The 17,162-nt window shown below is 33.5% G+C and carries 14 protein-coding genes; 11 read left to right on the plus strand and 3 right to left on the minus strand.

Annotated elements, in window-relative coordinates:
* Nucleotides 1-4 precede the first annotated feature (4 nt).
* Nucleotides 5-601 carry an HD domain-containing protein gene (locus H033_RS0109785; protein ID WP_034886181.1) on the plus strand — a complete coding sequence of 199 codons (597 nt, stop codon included), beginning with the start codon at nucleotides 5-7 and terminating at the stop codon, nucleotides 599-601.
* Between the two features lie 6 nt (nucleotides 602-607).
* Here the strand turns inward: H033_RS0109785 and H033_RS20960 are convergent, their stop codons facing one another.
* The 3 genes from H033_RS20960 to H033_RS0109800 form a co-directional block, all read right to left on the minus strand.
* Nucleotides 608-955 (minus strand): class I SAM-dependent methyltransferase, encoded by a 348-nt coding sequence (locus H033_RS20960; protein WP_081661828.1) that lies wholly within the window; start codon nucleotides 953-955, stop codon nucleotides 608-610.
* A 110-nt stretch (nucleotides 956-1,065) separates the two neighbouring features.
* Entirely contained in the window at nucleotides 1,066-1,476 is a 411-nt protein-coding gene (locus H033_RS0109795) for a hypothetical protein (RefSeq protein WP_026838167.1), read from the minus strand.
* A 2-nt stretch (nucleotides 1,477-1,478) separates the two neighbouring features.
* Complete coding sequence (locus tag H033_RS0109800) at nucleotides 1,479-2,036, minus strand: hypothetical protein (protein WP_026838168.1); 558 nt, start codon at nucleotides 2,034-2,036, stop codon at nucleotides 1,479-1,481.
* A gap of 287 nt (nucleotides 2,037-2,323) precedes the next feature.
* Here H033_RS0109800 and H033_RS19920 point away from each other — a divergent pair, with 287 nt between their 5' ends.
* From H033_RS19920 to H033_RS0109850, 10 genes are all read left to right on the plus strand, one after another.
* Nucleotides 2,324-6,715, plus strand: a complete 4,392-nt coding sequence (locus H033_RS19920; RefSeq protein ID WP_051227859.1) for a PAS domain S-box protein — start codon at nucleotides 2,324-2,326, stop codon at nucleotides 6,713-6,715.
* Nucleotides 6,716-6,764: 49 nt separating this feature from the next.
* Entirely contained in the window at nucleotides 6,765-7,055 is a 291-nt protein-coding gene (locus H033_RS0109810) for an Hpt domain-containing protein (protein WP_026838169.1), read from the plus strand.
* Nucleotides 7,056-7,097: 42 nt separating this feature from the next.
* Nucleotides 7,098-7,853, plus strand: a complete 756-nt coding sequence (locus H033_RS0109815; RefSeq protein ID WP_026838170.1) for an Hpt domain-containing protein — start codon at nucleotides 7,098-7,100, stop codon at nucleotides 7,851-7,853.
* Nucleotides 7,850-8,215 carry a response regulator transcription factor gene (locus tag H033_RS0109820; protein ID WP_026838171.1) on the plus strand — a complete coding sequence of 122 codons (366 nt, stop codon included), beginning with the start codon at nucleotides 7,850-7,852 and terminating at the stop codon, nucleotides 8,213-8,215. The genes H033_RS0109815 and H033_RS0109820 overlap by 4 nt, the downstream gene beginning before the upstream one ends.
* 246 nt (nucleotides 8,216-8,461) lie before the next feature.
* Nucleotides 8,462-9,355, plus strand: coding sequence for a HEAT repeat domain-containing protein (locus H033_RS0109825; RefSeq protein WP_231367588.1), 894 nt, complete (start codon nucleotides 8,462-8,464; stop codon nucleotides 9,353-9,355).
* Complete coding sequence (locus H033_RS0109830; protein WP_026838173.1) at nucleotides 9,356-10,792, plus strand: glycosyltransferase family 2 protein; 1,437 nt, start codon at nucleotides 9,356-9,358, stop codon at nucleotides 10,790-10,792.
* A gap of 187 nt (nucleotides 10,793-10,979) precedes the next feature.
* Complete coding sequence (locus H033_RS20965) at nucleotides 10,980-12,833, plus strand: glycerophosphodiester phosphodiesterase (RefSeq protein WP_051227862.1); 1,854 nt, start codon at nucleotides 10,980-10,982, stop codon at nucleotides 12,831-12,833.
* A gap of 559 nt (nucleotides 12,834-13,392) precedes the next feature.
* A complete protein-coding gene (locus H033_RS0109840; RefSeq protein ID WP_026838174.1) occupies nucleotides 13,393-15,033 on the plus strand; it encodes a TldD/PmbA family protein in 1,641 nt (546 codons plus the stop codon).
* A gap of 32 nt (nucleotides 15,034-15,065) precedes the next feature.
* The gene (locus H033_RS0109845; protein WP_026838175.1) at nucleotides 15,066-16,379 is read left to right on the plus strand and encodes a TldD/PmbA family protein; all 1,314 of its coding nucleotides are present in this window, start codon (nucleotides 15,066-15,068) and stop codon (nucleotides 16,377-16,379) included.
* A 159-nt stretch (nucleotides 16,380-16,538) separates the two neighbouring features.
* Entirely contained in the window at nucleotides 16,539-17,159 is a 621-nt protein-coding gene (locus tag H033_RS0109850) for a DUF4159 domain-containing protein (protein WP_026838176.1), read from the plus strand.
* Nucleotides 17,160-17,162 lie beyond the last annotated feature (3 nt).

Below are 17,162 nucleotides of genomic sequence, written 5' to 3' on the forward strand. Positions count from 1 at the left end.
CGCGATGTCTAAAATAATCAATGAAGTTAGAATGTATTGCGAAACTATCCTTTCCAATAGTATATGTTCTAATTATCAGTTTCATGATTTACAGCATACATTAGAAGTCTATAAAAATGTATTATTACTTGCAGAATCAGAAAGCATAATTGCTGAAGAAAAGGAAATATTAGCAATTTCAGCACTATTTCAGGATACAGGATATTCGCGAATTTATAAAGGGCATGAAGAGATAAGTATGGATATTGCTGAAGAATTTTTAGTGCAGAGAAATTACAATAACGATTACCTTCCATCTGTATTAAAATGCATCTCGGCAACAAGAATGCCGCAGCAACCCGAAAGCATTCTAGAGAAAATTATTTGTGATGCTGATTTTGCGCATCTTTCTGCAGCTAATTACTTCCAAAATATTTCTTTACTTAGAAAAGAGTGGAGCTACTTTTTGGGTATGAATTTTACAGATGAAGAATGGAAAACTCTAAATATAGATTTCCTAAGCACTCATAAATACCATACGAACTTCGGGATAAGTGTTTTAGAGAAATGTAAACTGAATAATTTGTTGTTATTAGAACAAAGTTTGGTCTCTAGAAAGTAAATTTCTTTATTCAGATATTTTTTTGAAAATAAATTCACAAATATAAAATTGTCCCTCCCTTTTTAAAACCTTTGGAGCTTTTTCAAAAATTAGATTAAGGTCTTTAATATGTTCTAGGGCTAAACTGCAGGTTATTAGATCTATGCTTTTAGGAACTAGTCTCCAGTCTTTTGAGAGATCTTGTTTTTTAAAAGTGACTATATTAGAAGTGCTCTTTTGCTTTGCCATCTTCATCATTTCTTCAGAAAAATCTAAAGCGATCAGAGAATCGCATTTTTCAATCAACCATTGGGTGTTTTTACCGGTACCAAAGCCTAATTCTAAAATGTTTTGATAATAGGAATTCTCAAATATTTCTTTTCCTACTAATTTCTCAAGATCCGAGTTTTATTTTGCATGTCATCATATCTGGAAGCCCAAGAATTATACGCTTTTTCAATACTCATTTCTAACTTTTTTAAATATCACTTACTTGACTTTGTGATTTTTTTGAATCTTTTATGAAGAAGGCCAATTCCCATTATTACAATTACGCTTATAGAAGCGGTAGTTCCTAAAGCTCCCCCAAATCCTTCAAAATAACTTCCTGTATTTAAATATAGAATAGAAAACATGATTCCTGCAAGTGCAAGTACCAAATAGTTATGAATTATTTTTTCTGAAACCATACCAACAAATGATGCTCCCATAAAGGCCAAAGGTATATTGTGAATGAGATAAGGAGAAAGTATTGCTGGAAACAAATAAAAGAATATGCCTACTGTTAAGGATAGACCTGCAGAGGCTCTCACTGCTCCATGCTCCATTTTAGTGCTAACGTAAAAGGTCAAAACAACTCCGAGTATAGATGTTATTAAGATTATTGCAGTTTCCATTATTAGCGTATTATTAGACTTAATAAAAAAACAAATGCAACGCCTCCAAATGCAAGGGTTCCTAATTTACCTCCAACTCCAACAAATGTATTTGTTGCAAGCACAAATAAAATTCCGGCAATAAAACTAGATAGAATTATAAACCAATATGCAGCACCAATATTCGCAGAGGTCATCCCTACAAATGTCCCACAATAAATTGCAGGTGGGATCTCTTTGATTATTTTATTTTCTTTGTTTCTAAAAAAGGTTGAAGTAAAGGAGGCAAGAGTTCCTATAAAAGCAGCTGCTATAACAGGCCCGGTATCTAATTTCAAATTTATTATAAATGTAAATAGGGCTCCTAGAGTTACAAATAAGATAAGGATGCAACTTTTTGTAGGTTTTTCATGAGATTCATGAGCCATTTTAACCAAACTAAATAAGGCAAGAAAACCAATAATTCCAATAAATACTAAAACAGAAAATTCATTTAGAACATCATAAAAAATAGCTGTAACAAATGCTAGTTGTAATAGTACCAGAATAAGCCTAGAGGTCCTTCTATATAATTTTATCATATTAATTACAGCTCTTGGATATTCTGGAGTTTCTCATTAAAACAAAGATATCTTTTTTCTTAGAAACGAATTTTAATGAGGTAGTAAAGGTTTACTTTTTTTTGCTATATTGATTTCCCCCTTGAAACCGATTTAATGGTCAATTTTATTTTTTAATTGTTCCTTTAAAAAAGCATGAACATAAAAGTTTTAAATGATTGAATCTTGAAGGTTAATACTTATTTTCGGACCTTTATAAATTTATAAGTCAGCTTACAACACAACACAATCCTATAATATCCCTATTAATGCATATACCCCAACCGAATTATAAATTAGAATTTTACGATCTTCTCAAGAATGATCCCACAATATTTCAATGGATTAGTGAAAATGTGGTTAATGGTATTTGGTATGGAAGTACAGACGATCCCAAAAATTTATGGATAAGCGATTCTTTTTGGAAATCTCTGGGTTATAAGCATGCTGAAAAAAGCAGTTTTCAGGAATTAGAAGAGATAACAGCAGATACAGAAGCAATAAATACTTTCCATCTTTTAAAGGAAAGCACAAATCCTAATATCAATTTTGAATCATTCTTTAAATTCAAAAATAAGGACAAGCAAACTATTCTTTTAGAGGGAAGATCAAAGATTGTTAAGGAAGACAATGATGCTGCACCTAAGATCTTAATAATTTTTACAGATGTTATGAAGGAGAATAAAAAAAACAAACGCTTTTTAGATGAAAATAATTATTTAAATAAACTCACGGAAATTTTTGAAGCAGTAAATGAACTTACTAGAACTGGAGGCTGGGAAATGGATCTTGAAAAAAAGACTTTGATCTGGACAAAGGTGACTAAAGATATTCATGAGGTTCCTCAAGACTTTATTCCAAATTTAGATACAGCAATTAATTTTTATAAAGAAGGAGAAAGTAGAGATCAAATTACAGAATTATTTACCAAAGCTGTAACCGAGGGAATTCCATTTGATACAGAATTGGAATTGGTAACTGCAAAAGGAAATGAGATTTGGGTTAGAGCTTTTGGAAAACCCGAAATGAGAGATGGTAAATGTATAAGGCTTTATGGCGCTTTTCAAGATGTAGAAAAAGATAGAAAGCGAGATATAGAATATCAAATAAACAAAGATAGGTTTGAGCAAGTATTCCAGAGTTCTCCTATTGGGATTGTTTTGGTAAATACAAAAAACAAGATTCTAATGGCTAATCCGGCGTCCTATAAGATTTTCGGATTTAAAAAATCTGATGCTGAAGCCATTTCAAAATTAACATTCCGGCAACTTATTCATCCAGATGATCTAAGGGTGGCAAATTCCTACCGAGAAAAGTTGTTAACTGGAGAAATAGATAGCTATAAACTAGAATTAAGATATTATAACAAAAGCAAGGAAATTCTCTGGTGTGACGTAAACACTTCAATTATTCGAACAGATTCTGAAAGCACAGACCTTATTGTATCTCAGCTAGAGGACATTACTTCCCGAAAATTATTGGAGAAGAGAGCTGCAGAGAATGCATTGCAATTTAAAAGTGCATTCGAATTTTCTCCTAATGGAATGGCGATGATATCTTTAGATGGAACATGGATTAAAGTAAACAGGATACTTTCAAAATTGCTAGGATATACCCAAAAAGAGTTCTTAAAGAAAGATTTCACTGAATTTACTCATCCAGACGATAGAATCCTAGATTTAGAAAATCTTCAGGATCTGTTCTCAAATAAAATTAAAACTTATAAAACTGAAAAGAGATATCTCCATAAGAACGGAAATATTGTTCATGGTCTAATCAGCGTTTCCTTGCTGCGAGATCAAGATGGAACTCCGCTATATTTTATTGCCCAGATAAATGATATCACAGAGAGTATAGAAGCTAAGGAAGCTTTAAAAACCAGTTTAAATGATCTAGAAACATTGATGGATGCCACTACACAGGTTTCTATTATTGAAACAGATTTAAATGGGGTTATCAAAAAATTTAATAAAGGTGCAGTAAACTTATTGGGTTACACTTCTGAAGAAGTAGTAAAAAAGCAAAATATTTTAATGTTTCATGATTCCGATGAGATTATTAAGCGTTTAGCGAAATTTGATTCTCAAGATGTAAAGAACCTAACTGATTTTGAAATACTTACCTATTATGCCATGCAGGGGAAATTTGATTCCCATGAATGGACGTATATAAGGAAGGATGGGAGTAAGTTCCCGGTACAGCTGGTTACAACAGCTGTTAAAAATAATTCAGGAAAACTTATTGGTTTTTTAGGTATTGCTACAGATATCTCTTTGATTAAAAATATAGAAGACGATTTAAAGGAAAGTGAACAACGTTTGCATTTCGCCTTAGAAGGATCTGGAGATGGATTTTGGGACTGGGATATTCCAGAGGGAAAACAATATATGTCTGATCAGGCAAAAATTATGTTAGGCTTTAACACTGAAGAATCTTTAACAGATATTAAGGATTGGGATAATAGAATTCATCCAGATGATAGAGAAGGCTCAGATTTGGCATTGAAGGACTATTTTGAAGGTAGAGCAAAAGAATATAATATAGAAAAAAGAGTTCGTTGTAAAAATGGATCCTACAAATGGATCTTGGATAGAGGAAAGATAATAGAGCGGGACGCTTCTGGTAATCCACATAGAATGACCGGAACCCAAAGCGATATTACCGAACGAAAATTAGCCGAAGCACTGATCCTTGAAAATGAAGCTAGATTTAGATCCTTATATGAACTTTCTCCTATTGGAATTGGAGTCATTGAAGTAGATTCTGGAAAATTCTTGAATGCGAATAAAGCACTTTTAAAATCTGTTGGATATGGTCTTGAGGAATTTACATCTCATAATTTCAAGGATTTAGTTGCACAAGAGAGTTTTGCGAGAAATCAAGAAAAACTGGAAAAATTTCTAAAGGTTGGAACTAAAGAAGCCTGTGAAACTGTATTTCTTAAAAAAGGAGGTTCTTCGTTCCCTGTTTTAATTTCTGGCGTGAAATTGAAGGATGCTGCTGGAAAGAAAATCATCCTTTCTACGATCCAAGATATTACCCAAAGAAAGAAAATGGAAAATTCGTTAGTCGATGCAAAGTTGAAAGCAGAGATGGCGAACAAATCCAAATCTGAGTTTTTGGCCAATATGAGCCACGAAATTAGAACTCCATTAAATGGTGTAATAGGATTTACAGACCTGTTAATGAAAACCGAACTCAATCCTAGTCAAAAGCAATACATGAGTACTGTTTATAATTCAGCTAATTCTTTACTGGATCTAATAAATGATATTTTGGATTTTTCTAAAATTGAAGCTGGTAAATTAGAAATTAGTATTGAAAAAACCGATCTATTAGATCTTTGTGGTCAAACAATAGACATTATAAAACATCAGGCTCACGAAAAAGATTTGGAGGTACTTCTAAATATTTCTTCAGATATCAATAGATTTATTTATACTGACGGGGTAAGAATAAGACAGGTAATTACCAACCTTTTAGGAAATGCCGTAAAATTCACCGAAAAAGGGGAAGTAGAACTTAAGATTGATGCTGTGCCCGTTACAGGAAGTGAAGATGAAATGATCTATACTTTTATTATCCGTGATACTGGTATTGGGATTGCTCCAAATAATCTAAAAAAGATCTTCAACGCCTTTGATCAAGAAGATTCATCTACTACTAGAAAATATGGAGGAACAGGTTTAGGCCTCACTATTAGTAATAAACTGCTTGGACTAATGGATAGTAAACTGGAATTGAGCAGCGAATTAGAGGTTGGAAGTGAATTTTCGTTTCAAATTAAATTTAAAACAGAAGAAGGAGATAACTCGCTGCAAGAAAATTCTAAAAAAATAAATAAAGTACTTGTAATAGACGATAATCTAAATAATAGGGTGATTCTCAAAGAAATGCTTGCTATTGGGAATATAGAATCTCATTTGGTGGCCAATGGTATTGAAGCACTTCAAGCCTTAGAGAATACTAATGATTTTGATCTAGCCATTGTAGACTATAATATGCCATATATGAATGGTTTAGAATTGATTGGGCATATAAGAAAAAAATTAAATTTTTCTTCAGAAGATCTACCTCTCATCCTTTTACATAGTTCTGCAGATGACGAAAAGATCCATCAAGCTTGTCGTGACCTAAAAGTTCAGTTCAATATCACCAAGCCTATTCAAATAGATCAATTATTTAATATGTTGAAAAACATTAAGGCTCCTCAAAATGAGACCACTTTTAATGATGTAGTACATAGAATTGAAGAAACCGACATTGTTTTTAATATTCTTATTGCCGAAGATAATCCAGTAAATAAATTTCTCGCTAAAACGATCATTAAAAAAGCGCTGCCAAATTGTAATATTTTAGAAGCAAATGATGGTCAAGAAGCAGTAGATATTTTTAAGTCGGAAAAAATAGATCTTATTTTTATGGATGTTCAAATGCCAATTTTAAGTGGTTTTGAAGCAACAGTAGAAATTCGAGAATTAGAAAAGGAAGGGCAGCATTTACCAATTATTGCCTTAACGGCTAGGACAGTTAAAGGAGAAAAAGAGTGTTGTCAGGAATTTGGGATGGATGATTATGTTAATAAGCCCGTTGTGTTTAATACTATAAGTGATATTCTTAAAAAATATCTTCTTTCCACCTCTATAAAAAAAAGAAATTGAAACAACTCCTATCGCTACAAAAAGCCTTCATTTTGACAAAGAAGAATTAATGGAAAAATTGGAAGGTGATGAGCAAGGTTATGCTGAATTATTGAAGATGGTGAAAGCTAATTTAATTGATATTCCAAATAAATTAGATGTAGCGATTGAAGAGGAGGATATAGTTTCAGTAAGAAAAAAAGCACATGCACTCAAAGGTTCTTCGCTAAATTGCTGTTTTTATATGTTAAAAGACTTATCTTTAAGTCTTGAGCATATTGAAGCTCATGATAAATCTGTACTTTTATCCCGAAATAAGGATATTAAAAAAGAAATACAGAGAGTATTAGAATTAATTTAAAAATCTGGATAAGGTAATTTAAGCCCCCTAAGCGCCCGCCCAATGAAAAACCTACAATCGTCCCAAAAGGATTATGCAACTGTTATATTAGTAGAAAGCAATTTATTAGAACGAGAAAATTTTATTCAATTCTCTCTTGAAGAAGAATGGCGCGTCGTTATTTGCGAAGATGGATTAGAAGTAATTCAATGGCTAAATAATAACAGTACTGCAGATCTTCTGGTAATAGAAGAAAATTCTACTCCAATTAGTGGTTATCAAATAGCAGATTATATTAAAAAAGAATTAGGCCTAGCCTTACCTGTTATAATAACCACTGGTGAAATTCCTATTGTTCAAGAAAGAAGAGTCTTAGCATATGCAGAAGGGATTATTAAGAAACCTTTTATAGCTGCCACTACAATCTTACAGATTACGAAAACTTTAGAGAAATCTATAGAAATAGCTCCAGAGAAAAACGATTATTATTCTTTAAATTATTTAAATGACCTCTCTGGGGGAGATGAAGAGTTTATAATGGAATTATTAAAGGTTTTTAGTGCCTCAGTAAATACTGAATTAAAAAATTTAAATGAAGGTTTAACTCAAAAAGATTATCTTAGAATACGGGAAATAGCACATGGAATAAAACCATCCTTTGATATGATCGAGAATAAGAAAGGTAAAGGAATTTGCCGCTTATTAGATTCTGCAGTTGATGAAAGGGATGTGCCTAAACTTATAGAAGAGCTCAATTTAGAATTTGCAAAAATCAATAAGCAATTAATTAACGACTTTCCCGAATTGAACTTGAGATGATGAAGAAAATTTTGGTGATAGAAGATAATCCAATGGTAATTAAATCTTTGGAGTTTAAACTTACTAAGGACGGCAATAATGTGATGGTAGCACACGATGGTAGAGAAGCTATGAAGTTATTGAAAGATGATGAATTCGATTTGATATTGACAGATCTTATGTTGCCATTTGTTACTGGAAATGAATTAATAAGTTACATCAAGAAAAACACTCCCAATACACCTATAATTGTTTTATCTACTTCAACCCAGGAAAATATAATCATGGATGCATTTAACATGGGTGTAGACGACTTTATAACAAAACCTTTTAGCCCAAATGAGTTATCTTTAAGAGTAAAACGTTTACTGAGTAAGAATTAGGAGCTTACTGAAAATTACTAATTGATGATTTTTTAGATTACCCTACTTATAATCTATCACTTTCTTATGGTTAATTTTGATACATTCAATTTCCATTTGGACCTGGAGTCCTTGCCGTGGATTATGAAATTGAATATAGTTTTTGCGCTTTTTTTTCTGTCATTAGCCATCATATTTTTTATTTCTATTATTTGGATTAGGATTTTTAAGATCTACAGAAATGAAAAAAAGAGCAAGCAACAATCATTGTTAATAGATTTTTTGAATTCCTATTTGTTTGATGAAGATTTTGATAAGATATTAGAGATTAAAAATTTTAAAGAGAATCATTTAAAGACTTCTTTAGAAATCAAGGTTACTATAAAAGAAATACTCCATTTTCATGAGAATCTTAAAGGAGAATCTGCAAAAGATTTGGAAACATTATACAATAAATTAGGTCTGGTAGAATTCACTTTGTTAGATCTAGAGGATGGGTGCTGGTTTACTACTGCTAGAGCAATAAACACATTATCTGAGCTTTGTATTGAAGTTCCAAACCATAGAATTGAAGCTTATCTAAACGAGTCTCGAAATGAGGTTAGACAACAATCTCAACTATATTTTCTGAAGCTAGCAGAAGAACAACCTTTAAAATTTCTGGATAAAACAGTGAGGCCTTTAACCACATGGCAGCAAATTTATATAGAAAATGCATTGAAGAATTTTTATAAAGGTCCCGCGCCAGATTTTTCACAATGGTTATATCATGATCTAACTAGTGTGGTGGAATTTTCAATTAGAATGATTGCTAGGTATAATCAATTCGAAAACATTCCAAAATTGATTCCCTTTCTTAAATCTAAAAACGACACTTTAAAGCGCGAGGCAGTTACTTCCCTTACTAATTTGGAACATATTGCACTGCTAGAATTGATAATCCCTAACTTTGAGGATAATAGCAGAATAATAAAATTAGAGATCTTAAATTCCGTAGAACAACTAGGCAATTATGAGGATTTAAAGAAGATAGGAGACCAATTAGCTACCACAGATTGGGAATTGAGAATAAAATATCATAATATAGAACAAGGCTTTCTTCCAGAAAAGAAAGAACTCATATATTCGCAGTTCATGTTAGAGAAGAGATTCGAGATATAAATGGGTTCAGTTTTAAGTCAGTTTACCGAAATAGCAAGTTGGCTTTTTTTGATTTATGGGTCAATTATTTGCAGTGGCTATTTATTTACTGCAATCTATTCTCTTAAAGAAATTAGAGATTATAAGCGCAGAAATAATTTTGAAGATGATATAGCCCTCCTTCAGTCTCTAAATCTCCCAGCCATTTCCATTTTAGCACCTGCGTTTAATGAGGGATTAAATATTGTTGAAAATGTTCGTTCCTTATTAACCATTAATTACCCTTCTTTCGAAATTGTAATTATAAACGACGGGAGTAGCGATAATTCTATGGAATTGCTTTTTGCAGAATATGAACTTGAAAAAAAGGATGTTCTTTATCACAACTTCGTGAAAACAAAGGATATTAAAGGTATTTATAAGTCCAAGAATAAAGCATTCAAAAATCTTACGGTTGTAGATAAAGAAAATGGAGGTAAAGCTGATGCCTTAAATACGGGGATTAATATTTGCCAAAATAGTGTGATTTGTTGTATTGATGTAGATTGTATTTTAGAAAATGATGCAATGCTTAAACTAATTAAGCCATTTTTAAATAACGGGAATAAAGTGATTGCTTCTGGCGGAGTTATTAGAGTCGCTAATTCTTGCGTTATAGAGGATGGTAGAATTATAGAAGTTAAATTACCAGATTCTTTTGTTGCAAGAGTACAAGTCTTAGAATATTTCAGAGCATTTTTAATGGGAAGAATGGCGTGGTCTAGAGTAGATGGGTTGTTACTTATCTCTGGTGCCTTTGGCATGTTCGATAAGCAAATTGTAATTGAAGCTGGCGGTTATGATACCAACACGGTTGGAGAAGATATGGAATTATTGGTAAGAATGCGCCGAATGATGCAAGAGCGTAATGTACCATACACCGTTGGCTTTGTGCCAGATCCTTTATGCTGGACAGAAGTGCCGCAAACCTGGGAAATTCTTAAACGCCAAAGAAACAGATGGACTAGAGGAACTGCAGAAACTTTATGGATCCATAAAAAAATGATGTTTAATCCAAAGTATAAAATACTAGGGATGTTAAGCACGCCATTTTGGTTCTTTTTTGAATGGCTTGCGCCGCTTATAGAATTTACAGGAATTTTATTTTTTATTATACTCTTTATATTAGGACAAGTAAGTTGGCAGATATTTTTAACTTTCTTTTTAGCGGTATATAGCTTTGCAATATTATTTTCTGTGACTGCTTTGTTTTTCGAAGAATATTCTTTTCAACAGTATAAAAAGCCAAGCTATATTTTTAGGCTTATAGGTACTGCATTGTTGGAGCCAATAATATATCATCCGGTCATTATGTGGTCTGCAGTAATGGGGAATCTGGATCTTCTAAGAGGGAAAAATAGTTGGGGTGTAATGAGTAGGGCAGGATTATCAAACCCTGGCAAAAAACAGAAGGACTAATTTTATTTCTTGAATAATTTATAAGCTAGTAAGCTATAGTTTAAAACAAGAATTTATTCTTTCTTCCGTTTGTTCTGATATAGAACAAACATGCATTTAATCGATTAAATAGATCTTTTGTCTGATTAAATTCAACTTATGATCTTATTTAGATTAATAAAATTATTATTGTTCAAAATTAGTAATTATGATCCCTAAGGGACTGTTAGCCTTAATTTATATTCTCCTTGGAATACCATTATTATTCTCTCAAGAGTCTATTCCCACTTACAATTATTCCGATTGCGATTTTCAAGTAATAGGGCATAGAGGTTATTCAGATATATACCCTGAAAACACGCTTTTGAGTATAGAAGAAGCATTTAAAAGGGGAGTTAAATATTGTGAGATCGATATTAATATAACTTCAGATGATGTGTATGTCTTATACCATGATCAGCCAACAATGTATAGGGCAAGTAGCGGACAAGGTTATGTTGTTTCTTCCACATATGATGAACTATTACAACTGGATTTTGGAGATTGGAAAGGAAGGCAGTTTACCAATACTAAAATAGCAACTTTGGAAGAGGCTCTGATTTTAGCCGAAAAGCACGATGCTTATCTATATCTGGATACTAAGAAAACGAACCATGAACTCATGTGTAAGGTGCTTCAAAACTCTAATGTGGATCCTAAGAGAATGCTCCCGGCTGTAGCTTCTATAGAAGAGGCTAAGAAATTTAAAAGTTACTGTCCAAATTCTTCATTCATCTACTTTGGAGGAATACCAGAAAATGTGAATGATGACAGTTGGTATCAAGAAATGGTAGCTTTAGGTTGTGTGATCTTTGAGACTTATTATACGTTTGCTTTAGATGAAACCAATGAAAAATTTAAAACTTTTCTGGCTAAAGTTCACGAGAATAATGCAAAGGTTTGGGTGTTTACCTCTAATAATATTGAGGAGATCAAGAAATTGAAAAATGCCGGGGTAGACGGCGTAGAATCAGATATTGCAACTTCTGCATTAAAATCTATTTGCGAAGGATTAGACTTAGATACCAAGCCAATTAGAGCGACTACTGGAAACTGGAATTTCGATAAAGAGAATTTATATAGTACAGGTGTGGGTAGCCAGCTTCGTCCTTTAAATTATAATAAAGAATATGCACATCAGCCAGTACAATTTGGAACTACTACTTCTTTCAATATTAAATCTATAAATGGGAAGAAAGCTCCCGTAGCTAAAATCCCGGCATTCGATCCTAACAACGGATTGTTCATTTTTTCTAATTTTACTTCAGGGCTAGAGGCAAATTTACATTATAACTATTCTCTAATAATGGATATTTATATCCCAAAAGAAAGCAGTGAGAAGTACATAAGTTTATATCAATCAAACCCAGATAATGATAACGACGCCGAATTATTTATAGATTCTGGCGGAATAGGAGTAAGCAACGAATATCACAATCCGCTAAAACCTGAAACCTGGTATAGGTTAGGAATTGTAGTTACAGAGAAAGCAATTAAAAAATACATAAACGGAAAATTCATTGGAGAGAATGAAATATCTGGAGGAAGATGGTCTGTATATAATGTTTTTGCTGGAGGACAGGATCAAGGCTTTCTACTGTTTTCAGATAATGATAACGAAACTTCAGAATTCTATGTAAACGCTATTCAACTTAGAAATTATTCAATGGATGCTAAAGATATCGCAGTTTTAGGAGATCCTAAAGCAGATGGAATTCCATTAGGGAATTCTGGTATTTATAATGTAAATGCAGATAGCGAAATTTCAGGAGCTGTTGTTAACTGGGATAACAATGAGATCTATATAAAATTTGCTAGTAATACAGACCTTTCGCAAGTTAAAGTAGATTTTGATATCCCTTATGGAGCTAAAAGTTCTATAGAGTCTGGAGCTGCATTAGATCTTACTTCATTAGATAGGGAATATAAAAGTATAAAAATCACTTCACAGGATGGAACCTCAGAAAACATTTGGACTTTAATTCCCGTTTTAAATAGTATAAAAGCTCAGGACGCTAATTGAAGAACGATCATTATAAGTCAGTCTTTTTAGAGTGTTTTTTCTCTGAAGAAGAAGATTTCATTTTTTAAATTTAAATCTAGCTCAATTTTATCTTAATCAATAAAATTCCCCGAGGCTATGCCTCGGGTGTAGCATCGATACAATCAAGAATACTATCAAGATTTAAGAACCAAGAGCCAAGACAAAAAAAAAGTCTAGTTTCTTGGCTCTTTTAGCGCAGCGATCTTGTTTCTGAAACCTTGATGGCTCTGCCTCGAAGTAGTTCATTAAACCTTACTAAAAAATCCGTACATTTTGAGAATAGTCAATAATTAAGGTGGTAACAACCTTTTTTTTGCATTTTTCAATCTTCTCATAATCAAATTGTAATTATTCTTAAATTTTTATTAAATTAGGGATCATAAAAAGATATTATTTTTTAAAATAACTCGAATGTCATAATCTATTTGGGTTCTGTATCTTAAATTTTGTGTGTTTTTATCAATTTTTCATCAGGGGGAACACCTATAGTTTTGGTTAAAAGGGAATTTAAATTATCAATCAGAAAATCCAAAATTAAATGGAAAGAAGAAAGTTTGTTCAATTAACAGGATTAGGAACAGGAGCATTAATGATGCCTTCGCTATTCTTGGGAAATTCAATTCCGGTAGAAGCCTTGTTAGATCCAGGAATGGATCTCGCCACAAAGAAGATGATGGCAGACACTGCACTTAACGCTGCTAGGTCTCTAGGAGCAACCTATGCTGATGCAAGAATCGGCAGATATCTAAATCAATATGTGTTTACCAGAGAAGATAAGGTGCAAAATGTAGTTAATACCGAATCTTTTGGGATTGGTATTCGTGTAATCGCTAATGGTACTTGGGGTTTTGCCTCCACTAATAGTGTGACCGAAGATGGTATTAAAATAGCAACTCAACAAGCGGTAGCAATTGCCAAAGCCAATTCTAAAATTCAGAGAGATCCCGTAATTCTTGCTCCTGTAGAATCTTATGGAGAAGTTTCGTGGAAAACCCCCATTAAAAAAGATTTCAAGGATGTACCTGTTTCAGAAAAAGTGGAACTATTGCTAGACGCGAATGCTGCGGCAATGGATAATGGAGCAAACTATGTAAATTCTGCCCTTTTTATGGTGAATGAGCAAAAATACTTCGCTTCTACAGAAGGTTCTTATATAGACCAGGATATTCACCGTATTTGGCCAACCTTTGACGTAACGGCAATAGACCCAACTGCTGGAAAATTCAAATCTCGTCAGGCTATGAGTGCACCAATGGGGATGGGATACGAATATATGGATGGTCTAGCTTCAGAAAAAATAGAAGGCCCTGCGGGTCTTAAGTTATATAGAAATAGTTACGATATAGTAGAAGATGCTACGCTGGCAGCTAAACAGGCAAAAGAAATGCTTACTGCAAAATCTGTAAATGCCGGGAAATATGATCTAGTACTAGAACCTAACCACTTAGGATTAACTATTCATGAGTCTGTTGGGCATCCTTTAGAACTAGATCGTGTACTTGGCTATGAAGCCAATTATGCTGGAACCAGTTTTGCTACTTTAGATAAATGGAAATCTGGCGACTTTAAATATGGTAGTGATATTGTAAACTTGGTTGCAGATAAAACAATGCCGGGATCTCTTGGAAATGTAGGATATGATGATGAAGGTGTGAAAACAAAAGAGTGGGATCTGGTAAGAAATGGTGTACTTAAAAATTATCAAGCTATTCGTGATCAGGTTCATATGATAGATCAAAATGAATCTCATGGATGTTGTTATGCGCAATCCTGGAATGATGTGCAATTTCAACGTATGCCAAATGTTTCTTTAGAGGCTGGAAAAGAAAAGTACTCTATTACTGATATGATCAAGGATGTAGAAAAGGGGATTTATATCGCCGGGAGAGGTTCTTATTCCATAGACCAGCAGCGTTACAACTTCCAGTTTGGAGGAACAGTTTTCTACGAGATCAAAAATGGAGAGATTGTAGGAATGTTAGATGATGTTGCATATCAATCTAATACTCAGGAATTCTGGAATTCTTGTACTAAGATATGTGATGAGAGTGATTATCGCATTTTCGGTTCATTTTTCGATGGGAAAGGTCAACCTTCACAAGTAAGTGCGGTATCTCATGGTAGTTCTACATCAAGATTTAACGACGTTAATGTGATAAACACTGGTAGAAGTATTTAATCTTTTATTTTACTCTAAAGAATAACAACATTATGGCAATATATACAAAAGAAGAAGCTCGGAAGATTATGGAAAAGGCGTTAAGCTTTTCTAAGGCCGATGTTTGCGAAATAAACATGGGAGGTAGTGAAAGCGGAAACATCCGTTACGCAAGAAATACAGTTTCTACCTCTGGACATAGATCCAATCAAACCTTAGTAGTGCAGTCTAGCTTCGGAAAGAAATCTGGAACTGCAACTATAGATGAATTTGATGATGAATCTTTGGAAAAAGTAGTGAGAAGAGCTGAAGAATTAGCTCAACTCTCCCCTGAGAATCCAGAATTTATGGCACCTATGGGACCACAAACCTATGATGAACCTGTGAGTTTTGTAGAAGCAACTGCGAAGATAACTCCAGAATTCAGGGCAGAAGTAGCTAATAAAAGCATCACTCCGGCGGCAGCAAAAGATGTGACCGCTGCAGGATTTTTAAATGATTCAGCAGGATTTAATGCGATCCTCAACTCAAAAGGTTTATTTGCTTATAATAAATCAACAAGTATGGATTTTACCGTTACCATGCGTACCAACGACGGCACTGGTTCCGGGTGGGTAACTAGAGATTATAATGATGTGTCTAAATTCGATGCAGCAGCAGCGTCTAACGCAGCTATAGAGAAAGCTATCATGTCTATGGAAGCCAAAGCTATAGAACCTGGGAAATATACCGTAATTCTCGAACCGGCAGCAGCTTCAGATCTGTTAGGAAATATGGCTAGTGCTTTAGATGCGCGAACTGCAGATGAAGGTAGAAGTTTTATGTCTAAAGAAGGAGGCACTAAATTAGGAGATAAGATTGTAGATGAACGCGTGAATATCTATTCTGACCCTCTGCATCCCGATGTGCCCACTGCTACCTGGAATGGAGATGGGCAAGCATTAAAGAAGACTAAATGGATTGAGAATGGAGTTGTAAAAAATCTTGCGTATAGCCGATATTGGGCAGAGCAGAAAGGAGTTGATGCAGTGCCTTATCCTTCCAATATTATTATGGAAGGCGGAACAGCGAGTTTAGAGGACCTTATTAAAGATACTAAAAAAGGAATTTTAGTTACCAGGCTATGGTATATTAGAAGCGTGGATCCACAAACTCTACTATTTACAGGACTTACCAGAGACGGAACTTTTTATATTGAAAACGGAAAAATCAAGTATCCGGTAAAGAATTTCAGATTTAACGAGAGCCCTATTATTATGCTTAATAATTTAGAAACTCTAGGAAAACAAGTGAGAGTAGATGGAAATTTGATCCCTTATATGAAGGTAAGAGATTTTACCTTCACCAGCCTGTCTGATGCGGTTTAGAAATAGTTATTGATAATAAAAACTGGTTGTTTTTGAACTTTTCAAGACAACCAGTTTTTCTTTTATTTCATTTTAAACTAATTGGATTTTTAAACGTCTTAAAGCTAGGAGCTAGTTACTTTTATTATAGTTTTACTTTAATAATTATCACACATCACATTGAGCAGTAAATTTTTCTTCACCAGACTACAATACGAATCCGGAGACTGGGATGTAGACCAGCGTATGCCTTCTAATTTGCTGAATTCTTTGGTAGAATACACCACTTTAGAAGTGGATATTCAGGAAAATATAATTCCTTTAAGTAGTGATGAGATTTTTAAATGTCCTTTCTGTTACATCTCGGGTCATAAGTTGGTGCAATTCACCAAAAAGGAACGAGAGAATTTTGAAAAATACATTAGAAATGGAGGTTTTGTATTTGCAGACGATTGCAACCATGATATAGATGGGCTTTTTGCAAAATCTTTTGAGCGCCAAATGGAAGATATTTTTGGACCACAGGAATTAATAAAGATTTCGAACGATCACGAACTGTATAATATCTTTTTTGAATTTGAAGATGGTCCACCTACCACCTCTCAAGAGTTAAATGGTTGGGGAGACGATTTGGTACATGAATATTTAAAGGCTATAGAGATAAATGGAAGAATTGGTGTTCTCTATAGTAATAAAGATTATGGCTGCGAATGGGATTATGATTTTAGAAATAAACGCTGGTATAAAATAGATAATACTCGCTTTGGAGTGAACATAGTGATGTATGCACTTACCTCCTAATAC

The organism is Gillisia sp. JM1 (assembly GCF_000424645.1).
GTDB lineage: Bacteria > Bacteroidota > Bacteroidia > Flavobacteriales > Flavobacteriaceae > Gillisia.